Raw genomic sequence first — 19,249 nt, forward strand, 5'->3', positions numbered from 1 at the left:
AATCTTTTAATATATTTGGTAGATGAAGATTGAATCGCAAATAGAGAAAATTTCGAGTTTTCAGCATCTGGAATTACTGGCCAATCAGGTTGTGGAAGGTTTTATTTCAGGGATGCATAAAAGTCCGTTTCATGGCTTTTCGGCTGAATTTGCGGAGCATAAAGTCTATAATGTTGGCGAAAGTACCAAGCACATTGATTGGAAGTTGTTTGCTAAAACGGATCGTTTATACACCAAACGATTTGAGGAAGAGACTAATTTGCGGTGTCATCTTATTATCGATAATTCCTCGTCGATGCATTATCCTAAATTAAAAGACAGTCAACAGTTTTATGAAAACAAAATTGGCTTCTCGGTTTTGGCTTCGGCGGTTTTAATGAATCTTTTAAAGAAGCAACGCGATGCTGTCGGACTTAGTGTGTTTTCTGATACATACGAGTACTACGCGCCTGAAAAAGGCAGTGATCGGCATCACCGAATGATTTTAAACACACTTGAAGGGCTTTTAGAGAAACCTGTGGTCAAGAAAAGTACTGATACAATTACATTCTTACATCAAATAGCCGAGAAAATCCACCGTCGTTCGATGATTATCCTATTTACAGATATGTTTCAGTCCGGAAACGAAGAAGCGCTGTTTAATGCCTTGCAACATTTGAAACATAATAAGCATAAAGTAGTTTTATTTCACGTTGTCGATAACAAAACAGAGCTGAATTTTGACTTTGATAACGCTCCAAGGAAGTTTATTGATTTAGAAACAGGAGAAGAAGTAGCCGTTTTTGCCGATAATGTCAAAGAAGAATACGAAAAACAGATAGAAAGTTACTTCAAGAAACTCGCTTTGACCTGCTCACAAAACCGAATAAAGTATATTCCGGTAAGTGTTGGGGAAAGTTTTGAAAAAATTTTAATGACATACTTAGTTGAAAAACAAAACTTTGGATAATAAGGTGAAATTTTATCAATTATTTTTTCAAAAAACGCTTGCGTAAACGGAAATCTATTGTATCTTTGCCACCGCAATAACGCAGAGGTTTGGTAGTTCAGTTGGTTAGAATACATGCCTGTCACGCATGGGGTCGCGGGTTCGAGTCCCGTCCAGACCGCAATATTGGGGAAAGCCTTTCGTAACAGAAAGGCTTTTTTGCCCCATAAGGTTTTTAACGTTAGTTGTGTTGTTTGCTACGAATTTGTAACTCGTAGCGGGTTTAGTAGTTAGACCAATGAAAAGCTTTCCACTTTTGTGGATAGCTTTTTTGATTTAAAAAGAAAGTAGGGTTTTAGATCGTTAGATTGAGAACGTGCAAGATTTTAGTTGGTTTTAAAAGCAATTAGGTTTTAGCGAGCAACTAATTTTAGAATCAAAAAAGTTATAGATTAAAATACTGGTTTGGTAGTTCAGTTGGTTAGAATACATGCCTGTCATCTCGTCTTTTGGGACGAGACGGGTTCGATTCAAGAACTGTGTTTAAGAATTAGAATGTTATAGATTAAAATACTGGTTTGGTAGTTCAGTTGGTTAGAATACATGCCTTTCATCTCGTCTTTTGGGACGAGACGGGTTCGATTCAAGAACTGTGTTTAAGAATTAGAATGTTATAGATTAAAATACTGGTTTGGTAGTTCAGTTGGTTAGAATACATGCCTGTCACGCATGGGGTCGCGGGTTCGAGTCCCGTCCAGACCGCTAGTAACAAGAAGCTTTTCTTAACAGAAAAGCTTTTTTTGTTTTTCTAAACTTCAAATAGTATTCGATATGTATTTTGTTTACATCATAAAAAATCATCAAGGATTATTTTACAAAGGATTTACTCAAAATCTTGATAAACGTATTTTTGAACACAATAATGATTTAAGCCGATACACTTCTGGAAAAAGTCCATGGGTTTTGGTGTATTTCAAAGAATTTGAAACAAAAACAGAAGCATTAAAAGAAGAATTGCGATTGAAAAATCTTAATGCTGCTTCGATAGAAAGATTATTAAGCAGTTTTCAAGTTGAATAGAACACATGCCTGTCATCTCGTCTTTTGGGACGAGACGGGTTCGAGTCCTCTCGTTCCAAAAACGAGGCCAGTAATAAGAAGCTTTTCTGTTAAGAAAAGCTTTTTTTGTTTCAGTATGTTTATAAATTAAAACAACTCGGATTTATAGTTCCACACAATCCACACAAACAATCCCAAATACATCACGCAAACTACAAATTTCATAAAGCTGGAAGCTAAAAAACCTACAAAGGATCCTGCAGCTGCTTTCAAAGCCCGATTATGATCTTTAAAATCATAAATAAGTTCTCCTATCAGCGCACCAAGAAACGGGCCTATTAGGAAGCCAAATGGTATTGGAGCAAGAATCCCTATAACCAAACCGATGTTAGTTCCCCAGATACCATACGAACTTCCACCGAATCTCTTGATTCCTTTAGCCGGAATGACATAATCTAAAACCGATATGATGACAGTGATCAATAAAGCAATTCCTAAAACCCAATAATTTGCCGGAACAGTATTTGTGAAATAAAGTAATACCAATCCAACCCAACTAATGCTAGGTCCGGGTAAAACCGGTAAAAAACTACCAAAAATACCTAAAATCACACACATAAAACCAAGAGCCAAAAGAAGTACATCCATAAATTTATTTTTACTAATTTTGAAAACACAAAAGCAACACGTAACTAGCTTATGAAAGGGATTAAATTAATTGCTTCATTTTCGATTATGTTCTTTTTTACTTTTTCTTTTTGGACCGTAAACGCCCAGGAAAAAATTGTAAACAGCAATGACATGCTTTTAAAGGAGGCTATTTACAACGAGAACAGAGTAAAAGTATTAAATTTTTCTTTGAAACAGTTTGATGTACTTTTTTTTGAGTTTTCTGATAAAAAATCAAATCCAAATTTAGTATTGACAAAGGAGGAATTCTATAAATATACGATTCAGATCGCTATTTTTTCAGATCGATTGGCAGCTCTGTATCCAGATCAAAAAGAAATTGCAGCCGAAAATAAAAAGAAATGGTTTGCTGAAAACTACGAAGATTATTTGCTTTCGAAAGCATCTCAAAAAAAATAATTGTATTTTTATAGAATATTAGTCCAATTCAAAAACAAAACCTTGAAGCAGTATTACCTCTTTTTAGTATTTATATTTTTTAATTCCTGTCAATACTTTGACAAGCAAATTCCTTCGGAAAAGGAATTGTTGCAAAAGGAACTGAAATCCATCAACTGGAAAGAAGTCGATGAATACCCATCGGTAGTAGATTGTGAAAAAATAGAAGATAAAAAGCAACGCCAACAGTGTTTTTTCGAAGTTTTAACTCAGTTGATTCAGGAGAAATTGAGCGTTGATACCCTTTCGGTTCTCTACCCTGAACTGGATACGATTGAAGTAAAGGTCACTGTTTTTCCAAATGCGACGATGCAATTCGAGCCTCAATTTCCCAAAGATTCCGTTGCTTACGACAAAATCAAAATCGACAGTATTCTTAAAGTCCGTTTAGTTGATTTTCCAAAAATTAACCCAGCCCTCAAGCGTGGTATTCCAGTAAAAACACAATTTATTCTTCCGGTTATTCTAAAAGTGGAGTAGTTTTTCAGGAGCTATTTCCAGCTATTCGTTACAAACGAAGTTCACTGAACTCCGATAAAAATAAAAAATAAGTGAAGTAATCTTTATATTTTTGGCAGCAAAAATATAAAAGATTTTCACTGTTATCTGGGCTAGGGTTTTAGTGAAAATTAGAATTTCCTGCCTTTCCATTCGTATTTTCCAAACAAAGAATACAAAGCTACGCTCGTGCTAAAAAAAGGATAAAACAAACTACTCAAAATCAAATATTGTACTTTGGTCTTGGTTAAAAATTGATTGGCTTTGTAAATCAAAACAGTATCAACTGAAAATTTTAAAGTAAATAATAAAAAGACATTCTGAAAATTAGTTAAATTCAAGAACCAAGAACCAAGGAGGAAGAGCCAACTCAGATTTCCCGCAAAAACTAACAGTCCCAATCCTTTTCCGAAACTACTTTGATACGAACTTGTTTTAGATGCCCAACGAACGCGTTGGTAAAATAACGTTTTCCAGCTATTCAAAGGTTTAGTGGTAACAATTGTATTTTGGGATTTCAAATAATGGACTTTTCTAGGAGATTTCGCAATCGCTTTTTGCAACAGGAAAACATCATCACCACTGGCAATTCCATCGTTTCCACTGAAGCCATTTAGCTGTTGAAAAAACGTTTTGGTGTACGCAAAGTTGGCGCCATTGCACATAAATCCTTTGTTAATACCAAAACTGCCAATGGTTGCGCCTTGTAGACTCGCCAAATCTAATTGCTGGAAATGATGCAAAAACGAATTGCCGCAATCATAAGTTACCGCACCGGCAATCATCGCAACATCATGAAGTTGGATGTAGTTATCCAGTGTCAATAACCAGTTTGCATTGACAGTGCAATCTGCATCGGTGGTGATAATCCAGTCCGTATTTGTAATTTGCATTGCGGTTACAATTGCATCTTTTTTTGGTGAATTGGAAACCCGAATGTTATTTATTATTTGAATATTGTCTCTCGACTGCGCTCGAGATGACAATGGAATGCTAAACTTTTCTTCAGAAAAATCATCAACCAAAATCACTTCAAACAATTCCATCGGATAATTCAACTTTGATAAACTCTCTAGTAGAATAGGTAAATTTTCGGCTTCATTCCGGAAAGGAACGATAATGGAGAATTTTGTTTTTGGCGTTAAGCCGGTATATTCAATTGTATTCACTTTCGTAAAACCATAAATCAGTGCAATTATCGCAAAGCTATAAGAGAGGATTATGAGGTATAAAACAATTGTAATCACCATCTTTATTGCGATTTGTCTCCTTCTACTTTAGAGATGATTTTAAAATTCAATACATAATAAGTGCCAATTATCACGGGTAAAACCACATTCAAAAACCACATTAAAGTCGAAATGAAAATCACAATCCATTCATTAACGCCTAAAATCCCAAAGAAATAAACAGCGACACTTCCTTTTACGGCAAAGTCTAAAAACTGAAAAGTAGGCAAGGAAGACGCTAAAAAATAAACAGACGAAATGGTTGCAATCAAGGTAGAATAAGGCAAATCAACATCAAAGGCTAAAAACAAAAAGTAATATTGGTGCGAGAAAACCAGATAACGGCAAATGCCCAAAAAAATATTTTTTTGATGAATGGGTTTTGGGATTTCATTGATCTTATGAATCAGTTTTTCGATAGAGTAGCCTTTGATAGTAATTTTTTTGACTGAGAATAAAATAATGAAAAGTAGTAGGAGCATTCCAAAAAGCAGCACTACCGTTTTTGTGGTAATCACATTGTACTGCGCATTAAAATACAATAAGCCGAAAATTCCAAAAATAACGGTCAATATCATTTGGATTCCGTTGCAAATCAGGTTTAAGAAAATCACTTTTTTAGTGTTTCCTTTATCAAAAAACAATGCTTTTCCAGCATATTCACCAACTCCATTCGGCGTAAAAAGCCCCGCAGTTAATGCACCAAGAACTTGTTTGGTTGCTTCTCCTAAAGAGATTTTATGGATAAATTCTACTAAGTTTTGCCATTTCATTATTTCAAAAAACCGATTCAGAACACTCAATAACAAAATAAATGCGATTCCGCCAATGGATTGATTTTTTTGAAATAAAACGATGAATTTCTGCCAATCTAATTTATCATTATTGGCCAATTGATTGTAAATAAAATAAAACGCACCGCCAACAATCAAAAGTTTGATTAGAAGTACGAGGAATTGCTTAGTTTTGTGTGGAATTGAAATCATTGGTGCAAAGTAACAAAACTTTAAACTTTTAGACTTTAAACTTTAAACTAAATCATTGGCAAACGAACGCATCATATTAGGAATTGACCCGGGAACGACGATTATGGGTTTTGGATTGATAAAAATTGTCAATAAAAAAATGGAGTTTTTGCAATTGAACGAATTGCAATTATCTAAATACGACAATCATTATCAAAAGCTGAAAATAATTTTCGAACGTACTATTGAGTTAATCGATACACACAATCCAGATGAAATTGCAATTGAAGCGCCTTTCTTTGGTAAAAACGTACAATCGATGCTAAAGTTGGGACGCGCGCAAGGCGTTGCCATGGCGGCGGGACTTTCGAGAGATATTCCCATTACGGAATACGAACCAAAAAAAATAAAAATGGCAATTACCGGAAACGGAAACGCCACCAAGGAGCAAGTTGCCAAAATGCTACAGCAACTTTTAGGACTGAAAGAATTACCTAAAAACCTAGATTCAACTGATGGATTGGCTGCGGCGGTTTGTCATTTTTTCAACTCTGGAAAAGTGGTTGGTGCCAAAAGTTATACCGGTTGGGATGCTTTTGTAAAACAAAACGAAGAACGAGTTAAAAAATAGTAATCGGTTTTCAGTTTGCAGAACTGACTACTAAAACTGACCACTGAATACTAATAAATGAGAGGAATCTATATTCATATCCCTTTTTGCAAGCAGGCGTGTCATTACTGCGACTTTCATTTTTCGACTTCGATGAAGAAGAAAGAAGAAATGGTTTTGGCTATTGCCAAAGAAATTCAAATGCGCAAAAGCGAATTTGAAAAGGAACAAGTTGAAACTATTTATTTTGGAGGAGGAACGCCAAGCGTTTTAACTTCTGAAGAAATTAATTTTTTGATTGCTGCAGTTTATAGCAATTATTCTGTAATAGAAAATCCTGAAATCACGTTGGAAGCCAATCCAGATGATTTGTCAAGTGAGCGAATAATTGAATTGTCAAAAAGTAAAATCAATCGTTTAAGCATCGGGATTCAGTCTTTCTTTGAAGACGATTTGCAACTGATGAATCGCGCTCATAATTCGGCGGAAGCCAAAAAATGTTTGGAAGAAGCCACCAAGTATTTCGACAATATTTCCCTCGATTTAATTTACGGAATTCCCAGAATGAGTAATGAGAAATGGAAACAAAATATTGAAACAGCACTGTCTTTTGGGATTCCGCATATTTCTAGTTATGCTTTAACGGTAGAGCCAAAAACCGCGTTGAATAAACTGATACAAACGGGAAAAATTGCTGCGCCTAAAGATGAAGTTGCACAAGAGCATTTTGCTATTTTGGTTGAAACGCTCGAAGCCAATGATTTTATTCATTATGAATTGTCAAATTTTGGGAAGGTCAATTATTTTTCGAAAAATAATTCGGCGTATTGGTTGGGTAAAAAATACCTTGGAATTGGTCCCTCTGCGCACAGTTATGATGGTGTTTCACGCAGTTGGAATGTGTCGAATAATGCTATTTATTTAAAATCGATTCAAGAAAATAAATTGCCAAACGAGATAGAAATTCTTTCTATTACTGACCGATACAATGAATATATTATGACCGGTTTGCGAACTATTTGGGGTGTTTCTTTGGATAGAATTGAAACCGAATTTGGAATCATTTATTTGGAATATTTGAACAAACAATCTCAAAAATTCCTTGATGATGATTTAGTTTTTATCGAAAACAATATTTTGAAACCAACACCAAAAGGAAAGTTTTTGACAGATGGAATTGCATCAGATTTATTTTACTTAAATTTGGAAGAGTAACGTAACCGCAAAGGGCGCAAAGTTTTACGCAAAATTGAAAGGAATTTTGTGTCGTAGCGTCTGAGTGGTACAAAAAAAACAACTTGTGTTAGCAACAGTTCAACATAACAACCAAACAATTAAAGTCGATCTATCAAAACCCATTGATATTTCGATTCCTTTAACGAATACCGATGAAAATCCAATTGCTTGGTATATAGATAAACCAGTAATTGAACCCGTGATTTTTGGGGACTGGATTGGCAAAGTTTCGGAAGGAAAATCGTCTACCAATTTCAATAATATTTTCTTCAATCCACACGGACACGGAACGCATACAGAATGTTTGGGGCATATTACACGAGAATTTTACAGTATTAATCAGTCGTTGAAACAGTTTTTCTTTTTGGCTGAATTGGTTTCGGTTGTACCGGAAATACGAGGAGAAGATTTGGTGATAACATTAGAAAATATCTCGACTGCGCTCGATGTGACACTGAAATTAGGTATTCCAAAAGAAGCCCTAATCATTAGAACACTTCCTAATTTTAAAGTAAAACAATCTTTAAAATATTCGAATACCAATCCGCCATATCTTTCTGAAGAGGCTGCGCGTTTCATTCGCGAAAGCGGAATTCAGCATTTATTGATTGATTTACCAAGTGTAGATAAAGAAAAAGACGATGGAAAATTATTGGCCCACAAAGCATTTTGGAATGTAACCGATGTTAATAATCTGAATGCTGATGCACGATTGGACTGTACGATTACGGAGATGATTTTTGTTTCAGATGAAGTGAAAGATGGTATTTATTTGCTGAATTTACAAATCGCATCTTTTGAGAATGATGCGAGTCCCAGTAAACCGGTTTTGTACGCTGTTTTAAATGATGAATTATAATTTTTGAATGTAAATAATTCCATAATGAACTTAGAAACATACTACGAATATTGTTTGTCTAAAAAAGGAGTGACGGAACATTTTCCTTTTGACGAAGATACTTTAGTTTTTAAAGTGGGCGGAAAAATGTTTGCATTGTCGTCTTTAGGTCAATGGGAAAAAGGACAGCCATCAGTCAATTTAAAATGTGATCCGGAGCGTGCTGAGGAATTGCGCGCTGAATACGATGACATTCAGCCGGGTTTTCACATGAGTAAAACCCATTGGAATACAATTACGATAAATGCATCAGTTTTGGATGCTCTTGTCAAAGAATTGATTGATGATTCCTATGGTTTGGTTTTCAAAAGTTTAACAAAGAAATTGCAGAGTGAAATTCAAGAATTAGAAAATTAGGCATTACTTTTGTAAAGAAATTTAGAATAAAAATTACAAACACATACTGAAATAAATTCAGCATATCATATGAAAGAACAATTTAAGAAGTTTTTAAACGAAGAACAAGACCCAAAAGCTATTGAAAAAATCGCTTCAAAATTGAGTGATTTATTGATGAAGAATGAAGAAATCGGTTATATTGCTGTTCAAAAAAAACCAGCGATTACCGTTTTGCCGGATAGTATTGTGATGACGAATAAAAGAATTATCATCTGTCAGCCTAAAAATCTGGGACTTTCAATGAATTTTATTGATTACACTTGGGATGAAATTGAAGGAACATTTGTTAAAGAAAATATTTTGGGTTCAGAATTTTCTTTTACAACCAGAACTAATATGGAGGTTTCCATTGATTATATCCCTAAAATTCAAGCGCGAAAGATTTTTACGTATGCTAAAGAACAATTGGATATATTGAAAGTTGGGTCTGTATTGAATGCAACCATGATGGATGAAGTTCCGGTTGCTCCAATCGATGAGGTGGAGATTATTGAAGAAATGGAAACCGAAGAGGTGACTAATTTTGCTGAAATAATGCCAGTTTCACAACCCAATTTCATTGCTGAAAATCAAGTATTCGAAGATGTTCCAGCAAGTTCAAAAGACAAATCGTTAAGTGATTTATCACAAGACGAACTTTTTGAAAAACTGCAGAATTATAAAAAATTATTGGATAACGGATTGATTTTACAAGGTGAATATGATACTTTCAAAAAAGAAATTTTGAGTTATATGTAATTAGTCTTAAAGTTGAAATTCCTAAAGTCAAAAGATAGTTGTACCTTTTGACTTTATGACTTTTGATTTTATAATAGATAGACTAAAGCGTTCTTTTCTGCTTTTCTACAAAATTATTGGATTGTAATTCTAATAAATCAGTGGCATTCTTTCGCTGCAAATCATACAGTTTTTTATCGTCAGCTATATCTCCGTAGACTTTGTCGTGCATCGTGGCGCTAGTTTTTACAAGTAGAGTGCGTTGGTATTTGTCTTGTTCTATTGTGGCTTTCAAAGCTGTTTCCAGATCCTCCAGTTTATAATCGTATTCGCCTTTTGGAGATAGAAGCTTAGCAATAATAGGAGAGGTTTCAATGGCTAAAAATAAGAGCATGATAAAAAACGAAGGCAGCCAAGGTAATTTATCCAAGGCATTGATTCGAGCCATTAAACCATCAAATCCATCAATAATTGGTTGTGTTTCGGTAACTTTCTTGTCTAAATCGGTTTGCAGCGTTTTGGTGTTTTTCTCCATTTCAGCAATTTTAGCCAAGTTGGTTTTTTGTAAGGTGTCCAATTCTTTTTTGGCTAAATCATGTTTAGCAATCTTTTCTTTAAAAACAGGTCCTTTGCCTAATTTTTTGGTTCCTGCGGTTCCTTCGGCTTCTGTGATGTAGGTTTCGTAAAGTGTATTGACTTCTTTTTCTTTGTTTGTGATTTCCAATTTCAAACCTGCTATTTCGGCTTTGTTTTTGTCTAAATCCGATTTGAAATAATTAGCCACTTCTTTTTTGTTATTCAAAGCCATGGCATTTTTTTCTTTCAATAAGACGGTATTAATTTCTTTCTCGAAGATTTTAATTTCTAATGGTTTCGAAATAACAATGGCAATAATTACCGCCAAAATAATTCGGGGAGTTGCCTGTAGAAATTCACTTCCAAACTGGTCTCTTTTTCGAATAGTGGAAACAATAAAACGGTCCAAATTAAAAATAAGTAAACTCCAAACGATACCAAATGCGATTGCGGGATAAATACTGTCAAAGACGGTAAACAGTGCATATGAACTAGCTAGGAAAGCCATTACTGCGGTGAAGAAAACAGTGGCGCCAATACCGACGTATTTGGTTTGCTCGCCTTCGGAACAGCCTTCAAGAAGGTCTTTGTCAGCTCCGGAACAAAGGATAAAAAATTGTTTTAACATGATTTATGATTTTTTGAGTGATGATTACAAATTTAACGCCAAAAAATGAATCTTGGTATAAATACTTGATAGGTATTTATTTAAGGCTTTTTGTTACGGTTTGTACAAAATAAAATAGAGCCGCTCTTTACGAACGGCTCTATTGGTTTTGAATTAATATTAACTTAAGCTAATGGTGCTCCTGCCATAATTTCGGCATTGGCAAATTCTTCAAATTTGGCAAAGTTAGCTTTGAATTTTTGAGCTAATTCTAACGCTTTCTTATCGTATAGTTCAGGTTCTTCCCAAGTATTTCTTGGATTCAATATTTCACTAGGAACATTTGGACACGTTTGCGGTTTTGCAATTCCAAATACTTGGTGATTCTCATACGCCACATTGTCCAATTCTCCGTTTAATGCAGCGGTAATCATGGCACGCGTGTATTTTAATTTCATTCTGCTTCCTATTCCGTATGGACCGCCTGTCCAACCTGTATTGATTAACCAAACTTTTACATTGGCATCTTTCATTTTTTTACTCAACATTTCAGCATATTTTGTTGGGTGTAATGGCATAAATGGTGCGCCAAAACAAGCAGAAAAATTAGGCTGAGGTTCTGTAATTCCTGCTTCTGTTCCAGCAACTTTTGCAGTGTAACCAGAAATAAAGTGGTAAGCAGCCTGTCCCGGAGTTAGCTTAGAAATTGGAGGCAATATTCCAAATGAATCGGCCGTTAAGAAAAATATATTTTTTGGGTTTTTCCCAATAGAACCAGGTTGAATGTTATCAATATGATAAATAGGATAACTTACTCTAGTGTTTTGAGTGATAGAAATGTCCTCAAAATCAACTTCATTAGTATCTTTATTGATTACTACGTTTTCTAGGATTGCCCCTTTTTTTATAGCTCTAAAAATGTCTGGTTCGTTTTCTTCAGAAAGGTTGATGACTTTTGCATAACAACCTCCTTCAAAGTTGAAAACTGTATTTTCATTAGTCCATCCATGTTCATCATCACCAATTAATTTTCTGTTTGGATCTGCAGATAAAGTTGTTTTTCCGGTTCCTGATAATCCAAAGAAAATAGCAGTATCACCGTCTTTTCCAACATTAGCACTACAGTGCATTGGCAAAGTATTTTTGAAAACTGGTAAGATAAAATTCAATGCAGAAAAAATTCCTTTTTTCATTTCTCCAGTGTAACCAGTTCCGCCTATCAAAACTACTTTTCTTGTAAAGTCAAGAATTGCAAAATTGCTTTGACGCGTTCCGTCTACTGCTGGATCTGCCATAAAACTTGGTACACATAAAAGAGTCCATTCTGGGTCGAAATTTGCTAATTCTTCCATTTCAGGTCTCAAAAACATGTTGTAGCAAAATAAATTTGCCCAAGGAGTTTCTGTGATTACGCGAACGTTTAATCTGTAATTTGGGTCAGAACATACGTATGAATCTCTTACATAAACCTCTTTGTTTGATAAATAGGAGGTCACTTTGTTATAAAGTGCTTCGAAAGCATCTGATTCAAAAGGAATATTTACTTTTCCCCACCAAACTTGACTTTCACTGATGCTGTCTTTTACTATATATCGGTCTTGTGGAGAACGGCCAGTATATTCACCTGTATTTACTGCTAATGCACCGGTTGAGCTTTCAATTCCTTGACCTAATTTTATTGTTATGTCGTGTAATTCTTCAGGGGATAACTGGTAATGAATTTTTGCATTTTCAATTCCTAATTCTTTTAACGAAATCGATTGCGAGAAAAGCGTGTTATTGTCCATAAATTTATTGTTGTGTAGTTTCTTTTTATAGACTGCAAAAGTAGAAATTATATTTCAGATACAGTTTGATTCTTCTAATTTTGTGATTTTTTATTCATAATATTCAGTAATAAAACGCCCCAGCCCAGTATTAATAGGAGTCCGCCAATAGGAGTCACGAATCCTATAATTTTAAAATCAAATGTAGTAAGGTCGTTTGTCGCTAATAGATAAATAGACCCGGAGAATAAAATAACACCAAAAAGAACTAAAAAATAGATTGCTTTTTTTGTTTTTTGAGGGACGTCTTTCATTAGTCCAAAAAACAATAAAAATAGCGCATGGTACATTTGGTAGCGTACACCGGTTTCAAAAGTCGATAATTGTTCAATAGACAGTACTTTTTTTAGGGCATGTGCGCCAAAAGCACCAAGAATTATTGCAATCATCCCTAAAATAGCTCCTGTTGAAATTATTCTTTTGTCCATGTTGATTTTGTTTTTATTACAAAAGTATCTCATCTGTCATTAAATTAAAAACGTTTTGTGAGATACTTTTTTTAGCGGTTGATTAATCCAAAATCAGGTTTTAGAACTGGGATAAATTTTTTTGCAACACTATTTGTTATAAATACAACAATTTTGTATGTTTGTGTTATAATTAAATAAAATGAAAACAATTTTAATCATCGGGGCAGGAAGATCAGCTTCATCTTTGATACATTATCTGTTAAGTAAATCAGATAAGGAGAACTTGCATCTTATTATTGGTGATTTGTCATTGGCTTTAGCCCAAAAAAAGACAAATAATCATCCTAATGCAACGGCGATTGCCTTAGATATTTTTGATGAAAATCAAAGAAAAGAAGCAATTCAGAAAGCTAATATTGTTATTTCAATGTTACCGGCTCATTTGCATATTGAGGTAGCTAAGGATTGTATTGTTTACAAAAAGCATTTGGTTACCGCTTCTTATGTGAGCGATGCCATGCAGGAATTAGATGCTGCGGCCAAAGAGAATAATCTTATTTTCATGAATGAAATTGGACTTGACCCTGGGATTGACCACATGAGTGCGATGAAAGTGATTGATGATATTAAGGAAAAAGGCGGAGAAATGCTTCTTTTTGAATCCTTTTGTGGCGGACTTGTAGCTCCAGAATCTGATACGAATCTTTGGAATTACAAATTTACCTGGGCACCACGAAATGTTGTTCTTGCCGGTCAAGGTGGCGCTGCCAAATTTATTCAGGAAGGAACTTATAAATACATTCCGTATTGTAATTTATTCCGTAGAACAGAGTTTTTGGATGTTGAGGGTTATGGTCGATTTGAAGCGTATTCGAATCGGGATTCCCTAAAATATCGAAGTGTGTATGGTTTAGACAATGTGCTTACTTTATACAGAGGAACGATTCGAAGAGTTGGTTTTTCTAAAGCGTGGAATATGTTTGTACAATTAGGAATGACGGATGACAGTTATGCCATGGAGGATTCGGAGAACATGACTTACAGAGAATTTGTAAATTCGTTCTTGCCGTACCATCCAACGGATTCTGTAGAAATTAAAACGCGTTTGATTCTAAAAATTGACCAAGATGATATCATGTGGGACAAATTATTGGAACTCGATTTGTTCAATCGTGATAAAAAAGTAGGGTTGAAAAATGCTACTCCGGCACAAATTTTAGAGAAAATATTGACCGATAGCTGGACGCTTCAGCAAGATGATAAAGATATGATTGTCATGTATCACAAATTTGGATACGAATTAAATGGCAAAAAAGAGCAAATAGATTCAAAAATGGTTTGTATTGGTGACGATCAAACGTATACAGCCATGGCTAAAACCGTAGGTTTACCCGTTGCAATGGCGACTTTGTTAATCTTAAATGGTAAAATCACAACTCCGGGAGTGCAATTGCCTATTCGTAAGGAAGTCTACGAGCCTATTTTAAAAGAATTAGAAGAGTATGGCGTTGTTTTCAAGGAACAATCCATGTCCTATTTAGGATACAATCCAGATAAAGAGTTTAGTTAGTAGTTTTTTTTAGATTTTTAGTTTGATAAATCCGCTCCTTTTTGGAGCGGATTTGTTTTTTAAAATTCTTTATTTATGCTGAGCATAGCCGAAGTATGGGCGTGACCCTGCAAATTGCTTCGTCGTTCCTCCTTGCAACTTCGGGTCGGGCTGTTCGCTGCAATCTTTATGTTTTTAAAGAAAAAACATAAAGGATTTTTCCCGAAACTTCGGGACCATCCCTCACGCAACGCATTCCAATGATGCGCGGTTTTTTCATGAATTGTAAGAAAATTTAATTATATTTGGGAAACTCAAAGTGAAAAAGACCTTCGCTTATCTACCCATGTGTGGGTGTGTATACGAAGGTTTGTTTCGCTTATATACAAGTTGTGCAACACCTTAAAAAAACCGCTGAAAAAACATGCAATTAAGAAAAGGAAAGGCAAAAACACTATTGGAAAGTTCAATAGATTGCGCCTTATTATCAGTGGAAATTTACAACAAGCCAAGAGCACCTTTTAGAGTAGAAAGCTTTATTACTCATATGATAATGTCTTGGACAAGACTTCTGCAAGCACACTTCAATCATACTATTGGAGAAACTTTTTTTTATAAAGAGATTAATGGAAGATATAAATTAATTGACGGCGAAAAAAAAGCTTGGGAATTAAAAACTTGTATTCAAAAATATGGTCAACTTTCAGAAGCTGTTAAATCTAATTTAGAATTTTTCATAAAACTTAGAAATAAAATCGAGCATAGGACAATTTCAAAAGACGAAATTGGATTAATGATTTTTGGAGAGTGTCAGTCTTTACTTTACAATTATGAAAATGAATTAATTAAACTATTCGGTTCAGAATATGCAATAAATGAAAGTTTAGCATATTCACTTCAATTTTCAAGATTAAGAACGGCAAAACAAGTAGAAGCCAATAAACAATTATTATCAACGGAAGTAAAAGAAATTAAAGACTTTATAGAAAAATATCGTTTAAATGTTAAAGAGAGTATTTTTAATACACAAGAGTTTAGCGTAAAATTAATTCAAGTCCCTAAAATTGTTAATACAAATAGAAATGACTTAGCAATTGAATTTGTTAATTGGAATTCAGTTTCTGAGGAGGACAGAGAAAACTATGAAAGAATAACAACTTTAATAAAAGATAAAGTTCAAAAGACCGAAGTTATAAATCCTGCTAAACTAAAACCAGGTGCTGTTGTAAAAACAGTAAACCTAAGTTATCAAAATGTTTTCAATCATTACGACCATAAATGTTTGCTCTACATATTTTCAATAAAGCCAACAAAAGAAGATGGCGAAAATATTGACCCATTCGAAACAAATACAAAATATTGTCATTATGACGAAGCTCACAATGACTATCTATTTAAAGAAGAATGGAATTCTTTTATAATAGGAAATATTACTAGTGGCATGTTAACAAGAGAAATTTGGAAAACTAATTTTGACAATAAGCGAAAGTTAGATATTACTAGATACGAAATTGAATAAGAAAGACGATCGCACAACAGCCATTTTGAACTAGCTCGGATTTAGTGGAATTATCGTTTCGCATCAAGTTTTCGTAAAACCGAAAACTTAAATGTTACGAATTTCAAGCCATCTCAAATTGGCGAAATACTTTATAGGCAAGACTAACAAAGGCCAATCAAAACAAATTTTATATTTAACTAATATGAATAATAACTTTTTTTCTAACTTATTTCTTTGGTTATTATTTATGGCATTACCAGAAATAGTGTTTTCGCAATCCGACTTTACCATTCAAGATGTAAAATTTGAAAGTCAAGGTGTCATGCTTGCAGGCTCGATTTTTACACCTCAAAACCCCTTTGCAGCAGTTGTTATTGTTCACGGGTCTGACCCTGTAAAAAGAGAAATGGAGTTCGCAAAACGTCTTGCCAAAGAGGGAATTGTTGTATTGACATATGACAAACGTGGAGTTGGTGAATCTGGTGGCGTGTACGTCGGACCTTCCGTTGGCACGAATAATATTGACACTACTAATCTAAATTTATTATCTCACGATGCAATTACTGCGGTTAGTATATTACGAACTTATTTGAAAGAAAAAAAAACACCCATTGGATTAGTTGGCTTCAGTCAAGCAGGATGGATAATTCCAATTGCTGCAAGCACAAATCCGCAAGTTGAATTTATGGTTTTATTTAGCTGTCCTACAATAACAACCCTAGAGCAACTCCGATTTCAGTTTTATACTAATGGGAACAATAATTTTTGGGAAAATCATACAGATTCAGATGCTCGTGAGCATACTAAAAATGACCCAGACAAGTATCAATTCGTGGAGACTGACCCAAAAATTTCTCTGAATACTCTTTCAATTCCTGGACTTTGGCTTTTTGGTGAGAAGGATATACAAATTCCCGTAAAGTTGTGTATAGAGCAATTAAACACATTTAAGATTCAAGGCAAACCTTTTGAATATACTTTATTTCCAACATTAGGACATAATACGTCTAATGACATTGATACAGCACCTTTTGACATTTCAATACAATGGATAAAGCAGAAAATGTCCAACAAAAAGAAGTCTAAAAAATCAAAATAAAGCACTGTTTACATCAGCATCTATAAGAAGTTGTCGTTTCAGTGGTTAAATGAAGTTCCGTCACATCATGTTTTCGTTAACCCGAAAATTGAAAGATTAATAACTTACAGCTATCTAAAACCCATAAAGCTTTAGTTTTATAAATCCGCTTCTTTTGAAGCGGATTTGTTTTTTTTACTATCATGATTTTGATTGAATCGTTATTGGTAAGCTATACATTACTCTCACAGGGACACCGTTCAGTTTTCCGGGAATCCAGTTCGGGCATATTTTCAAAACACGTATTGCTTCTTCACCAGTTCCAAAACCAATATCTCGTATGTTTTTTATGTCGCTTAAACTGCCGTCTTTTTCTATGATAAAGGTGATGTATACTTTTCCTTTTAAGTTAGGTTGTTCTGGAGTTTTGAAATTATTGCCGGCAAATTTGTAAAATTCCATAATTCCTCCCGGAAAATCTGGTTTTTCGGTTATTCCAGCAGTATTATAGACTTCATTTTCCCCTTTTTGGACAAACTGATTTTTAGCATCGTACGTGTCAATTTCAATTACTTCAGGAGCTCCTTTACTTAATGTTGCCAGAAGTTCCTCGTTTGTAGGCAATTCTTTTTCTTTTGATAGGATAGAAGGTATAGCTCTCTTTTCTACAGGAGTTAGTTCATTGTATTTTTTTTCGCTGGTAACCTTTCCTTTTTCATCTTTGATTTTAAAAGTAGTTTTGTCGTAATACGTTTTAAATAAATTTCCGGGTTTCGCAGGAGTAGTTTCTTTTTTTACATTGGTTTCTTGCGCAACGACTTTCGTACACAATAAAAACAATAAGGCAGTTACTACAGGGATTAGCATTGCTTTTTTTAATAAAGCTTCTGTTTTTGATGTGGTTTTTGTCATCATAAGTAATCGTTTTTTAGTTATTAAATAATTCAAATTACTGGCCAAGTAAAAAGTTTGGTTCTCGTTCGCTTTTGATAGTAATAAAGATTGGTAGAACGGAACATTGTTATAAGAGGTCACTACTTTCTCATCGGCAAGAAATTCGTGGTTGAGTTGTATGGCTTTTTTGTAAAAAATAAAAATAGGGTTGAACCAAAAAACGGTTTTCAATAGTTCAATGAATAAAATATCCAAAGTGTGTTTTTGGGTTACATGCGTAAGTTCGTGCGTGTACAATTCCGCTTCGATTTCACGGTTGTTGTATTCCGTTTCGTTGATAAAAATCGTATTCAGGAAAGTGTGCGGCAACGTTTTTTCGGGAACCAAAATCAATTTGGCATTCTTATAGTCAATTGGCGTATTCGACTTCATTTTAGACGAAATCTTGATGATATTACTGACAAAACGTATCGCCAAAACGAGTGTTACTACAGCATACAAACTCCATAATCCTATTGCCAGATAGTTTGTTTCCTCCAGTATTACAGCGTTTCCTTGCAGTATCTCGATGTTTCCCGGATTGACTGTAGGTTGTGTAATTTCCTGAATGACTTCGATAGTTATAAATGGAATCACCATCGAGAAAACAAGACTGAACAACAAGTAAAACCTATTGAAAACGTGTATTTTTTCTTTTTCCAAAAACAAATAATACACTGCCAGTAGCACGAATAAAGTAATTGTCGATTTGATTAGAAAGTCGCTCATTTCTTCTTTTTTAGAATTTCACTATCGATTATTTTTTTGAGATCTTCCAATTCCGTTTGCGATAAATTCGTTTCGGTAGTAAAGAAAGAGGCGAATTGTGATGCCGAATTGTTGAAGAAATTACTAATCAATCCGTTGACATGTTTCGAGAAATAATCGGTTTTTTTGACCAAAGGATAATATTCGCGTGAGTTCCCAAATTCATTGTAGGCTACAAATTGCTTGTCAATCATTCTTTTCAATAAAGTAGCGATGGTTGTGGTAGCGGGTTTTGGTTTTGGATAGGCTTCAAGCAAGTCTTTCATGAAGGCTTTCTCGAGTTTCCAAAGGTGTTCCATTACTTGTTCTTCGGCGTTCGTTAGTTGTTGCATGT

At 34.4% G+C, this 19,249-nt stretch carries 20 protein-coding genes and 2 tRNA genes; 14 read left to right on the forward strand and 8 right to left on the reverse strand.

The features are described 5' to 3' along the window. The first annotated feature begins 22 nt into the window (after positions 1-22). From ACNQF8_RS05615 to ACNQF8_RS05630, 4 genes are all read left to right on the forward strand, one after another. Positions 23-949, forward strand: coding sequence for a DUF58 domain-containing protein (locus ACNQF8_RS05615; RefSeq protein ID WP_417951130.1), 927 nt, complete (start codon positions 23-25; stop codon positions 947-949). An 86-nt stretch (positions 950-1,035) separates the two neighbouring features. Next, positions 1,036-1,109 (forward strand) — tRNA-Asp (locus ACNQF8_RS05620). 507 nt (positions 1,110-1,616) lie between these two features. Continuing rightward, positions 1,617-1,690, forward strand: a tRNA-Asp gene (locus tag ACNQF8_RS05625). A gap of 69 nt (positions 1,691-1,759) precedes the next feature. Beyond that, positions 1,760-2,008 carry a GIY-YIG nuclease family protein gene (locus tag ACNQF8_RS05630; protein ID WP_417951132.1) on the forward strand — a complete coding sequence of 83 codons (249 nt, stop codon included), beginning with the start codon at positions 1,760-1,762 and terminating at the stop codon, positions 2,006-2,008. Positions 2,009-2,134: 126 nt separating this feature from the next. Here ACNQF8_RS05630 and ACNQF8_RS05635 read toward each other — a convergent pair whose 3' ends face one another. Further along, a complete protein-coding gene (locus ACNQF8_RS05635; RefSeq protein WP_417953027.1) occupies positions 2,135-2,635 on the reverse strand; it encodes a DUF456 domain-containing protein in 501 nt (166 codons plus the stop codon). A 51-nt stretch (positions 2,636-2,686) separates the two neighbouring features. Here ACNQF8_RS05635 and ACNQF8_RS05640 point away from each other — a divergent pair, with 51 nt between their 5' ends. Together ACNQF8_RS05640 and ACNQF8_RS05645 are read left to right on the forward strand one after the other, a co-directional pair. Next, positions 2,687-3,076 (forward strand): hypothetical protein, encoded by a 390-nt coding sequence (locus ACNQF8_RS05640; RefSeq protein ID WP_417951134.1) that lies wholly within the window; start codon positions 2,687-2,689, stop codon positions 3,074-3,076. Positions 3,077-3,118: 42 nt separating this feature from the next. Next, positions 3,119-3,595, forward strand: coding sequence for a hypothetical protein (locus ACNQF8_RS05645; RefSeq protein ID WP_315208482.1), 477 nt, complete (start codon positions 3,119-3,121; stop codon positions 3,593-3,595). A 149-nt stretch (positions 3,596-3,744) separates the two neighbouring features. Here the strand turns inward: ACNQF8_RS05645 and ACNQF8_RS05650 are convergent, their stop codons facing one another. Together ACNQF8_RS05650 and ACNQF8_RS05655 are read right to left on the reverse strand one after the other, a co-directional pair. Further along, positions 3,745-4,863, reverse strand: coding sequence for a glycosyltransferase family 2 protein (locus ACNQF8_RS05650; protein ID WP_417951135.1), 1,119 nt, complete (start codon positions 4,861-4,863; stop codon positions 3,745-3,747). 2 nt (positions 4,864-4,865) lie between these two features. After that, the gene (locus ACNQF8_RS05655; RefSeq protein WP_417951136.1) at positions 4,866-5,828 is read right to left on the reverse strand and encodes a hypothetical protein; all 963 of its coding nucleotides are present in this window, start codon (positions 5,826-5,828) and stop codon (positions 4,866-4,868) included. 55 nt (positions 5,829-5,883) lie between these two features. Here ACNQF8_RS05655 and ruvC point away from each other — a divergent pair, with 55 nt between their 5' ends. The 5 genes from ruvC to ACNQF8_RS05680 all read left to right on the forward strand — a co-directional run bounded on the left by ruvC (position 5,884) and on the right by ACNQF8_RS05680 (position 9,688). After that, a complete protein-coding gene (gene ruvC / locus ACNQF8_RS05660; protein WP_315208488.1) occupies positions 5,884-6,438 on the forward strand; it encodes a crossover junction endodeoxyribonuclease RuvC in 555 nt (184 codons plus the stop codon). 57 nt (positions 6,439-6,495) lie between these two features. Continuing rightward, positions 6,496-7,632, forward strand: coding sequence for a radical SAM family heme chaperone HemW (gene hemW / locus ACNQF8_RS05665; RefSeq protein WP_417953028.1), 1,137 nt, complete (start codon positions 6,496-6,498; stop codon positions 7,630-7,632). An 85-nt stretch (positions 7,633-7,717) separates the two neighbouring features. Further along, positions 7,718-8,512 carry a cyclase family protein gene (locus tag ACNQF8_RS05670; protein WP_417953029.1) on the forward strand — a complete coding sequence of 265 codons (795 nt, stop codon included), beginning with the start codon at positions 7,718-7,720 and terminating at the stop codon, positions 8,510-8,512. A gap of 24 nt (positions 8,513-8,536) precedes the next feature. Further along, positions 8,537-8,908: an MmcQ/YjbR family DNA-binding protein gene (locus ACNQF8_RS05675; RefSeq protein ID WP_417953030.1), complete on the forward strand. Its 372-nt coding sequence runs from the start codon at positions 8,537-8,539 to the stop codon at positions 8,906-8,908. A 69-nt stretch (positions 8,909-8,977) separates the two neighbouring features. Then, positions 8,978-9,688, forward strand: coding sequence for a PH domain-containing protein (locus ACNQF8_RS05680; RefSeq protein ID WP_417953031.1), 711 nt, complete (start codon positions 8,978-8,980; stop codon positions 9,686-9,688). A gap of 82 nt (positions 9,689-9,770) precedes the next feature. Here the strand turns inward: ACNQF8_RS05680 and ACNQF8_RS05685 are convergent, their stop codons facing one another. The 3 genes from ACNQF8_RS05685 to ACNQF8_RS05695 all read right to left on the reverse strand — a co-directional run bounded on the left by ACNQF8_RS05685 (position 9,771) and on the right by ACNQF8_RS05695 (position 13,104). Next, positions 9,771-10,871, reverse strand: a complete 1,101-nt coding sequence (locus ACNQF8_RS05685) for a DUF4407 domain-containing protein (protein WP_417953032.1) — start codon at positions 10,869-10,871, stop codon at positions 9,771-9,773. Between the two features lie 164 nt (positions 10,872-11,035). Further along, positions 11,036-12,637: a phosphoenolpyruvate carboxykinase (ATP) gene (pckA, locus tag ACNQF8_RS05690; RefSeq protein WP_417953033.1), complete on the reverse strand. Its 1,602-nt coding sequence runs from the start codon at positions 12,635-12,637 to the stop codon at positions 11,036-11,038. Positions 12,638-12,711: 74 nt separating this feature from the next. After that, entirely contained in the window at positions 12,712-13,104 is a 393-nt protein-coding gene (locus ACNQF8_RS05695; RefSeq protein WP_417953034.1) for a DUF423 domain-containing protein, read from the reverse strand. Between the two features lie 181 nt (positions 13,105-13,285). Here ACNQF8_RS05695 and ACNQF8_RS05700 point away from each other — a divergent pair, with 181 nt between their 5' ends. The 3 genes from ACNQF8_RS05700 to ACNQF8_RS05710 all read left to right on the forward strand — a co-directional run bounded on the left by ACNQF8_RS05700 (position 13,286) and on the right by ACNQF8_RS05710 (position 17,235). Next, complete coding sequence (locus ACNQF8_RS05700; RefSeq protein WP_417953035.1) at positions 13,286-14,656, forward strand: saccharopine dehydrogenase family protein; 1,371 nt, start codon at positions 13,286-13,288, stop codon at positions 14,654-14,656. Positions 14,657-15,059: 403 nt separating this feature from the next. Then, positions 15,060-16,154: a DUF3644 domain-containing protein gene (locus ACNQF8_RS05705; RefSeq protein ID WP_417953036.1), complete on the forward strand. Its 1,095-nt coding sequence runs from the start codon at positions 15,060-15,062 to the stop codon at positions 16,152-16,154. A gap of 184 nt (positions 16,155-16,338) precedes the next feature. After that, a complete protein-coding gene (locus ACNQF8_RS05710; RefSeq protein ID WP_417953037.1) occupies positions 16,339-17,235 on the forward strand; it encodes an alpha/beta hydrolase family protein in 897 nt (298 codons plus the stop codon). A gap of 180 nt (positions 17,236-17,415) precedes the next feature. Here the strand turns inward: ACNQF8_RS05710 and ACNQF8_RS05715 are convergent, their stop codons facing one another. Both ACNQF8_RS05715 and ACNQF8_RS05720 read right to left on the reverse strand, forming a co-directional pair. Continuing rightward, positions 17,416-18,876, reverse strand: a complete 1,461-nt coding sequence (locus tag ACNQF8_RS05715; protein ID WP_417953038.1) for a M56 family metallopeptidase — start codon at positions 18,874-18,876, stop codon at positions 17,416-17,418. Next, the gene (locus tag ACNQF8_RS05720; protein WP_121363828.1) at positions 18,873-19,247 is read right to left on the reverse strand and encodes a BlaI/MecI/CopY family transcriptional regulator; all 375 of its coding nucleotides are present in this window, start codon (positions 19,245-19,247) and stop codon (positions 18,873-18,875) included. The genes ACNQF8_RS05715 and ACNQF8_RS05720 overlap by 4 nt, the downstream gene beginning before the upstream one ends. Between the last annotated feature and the right edge of the window lie 2 nt (positions 19,248-19,249).

The sequence above is a fragment of the Flavobacterium labens genome, assembly GCF_048286755.1.
In the GTDB taxonomy this organism is placed as follows: Bacteria; Bacteroidota; Bacteroidia; order Flavobacteriales; family Flavobacteriaceae; genus Flavobacterium.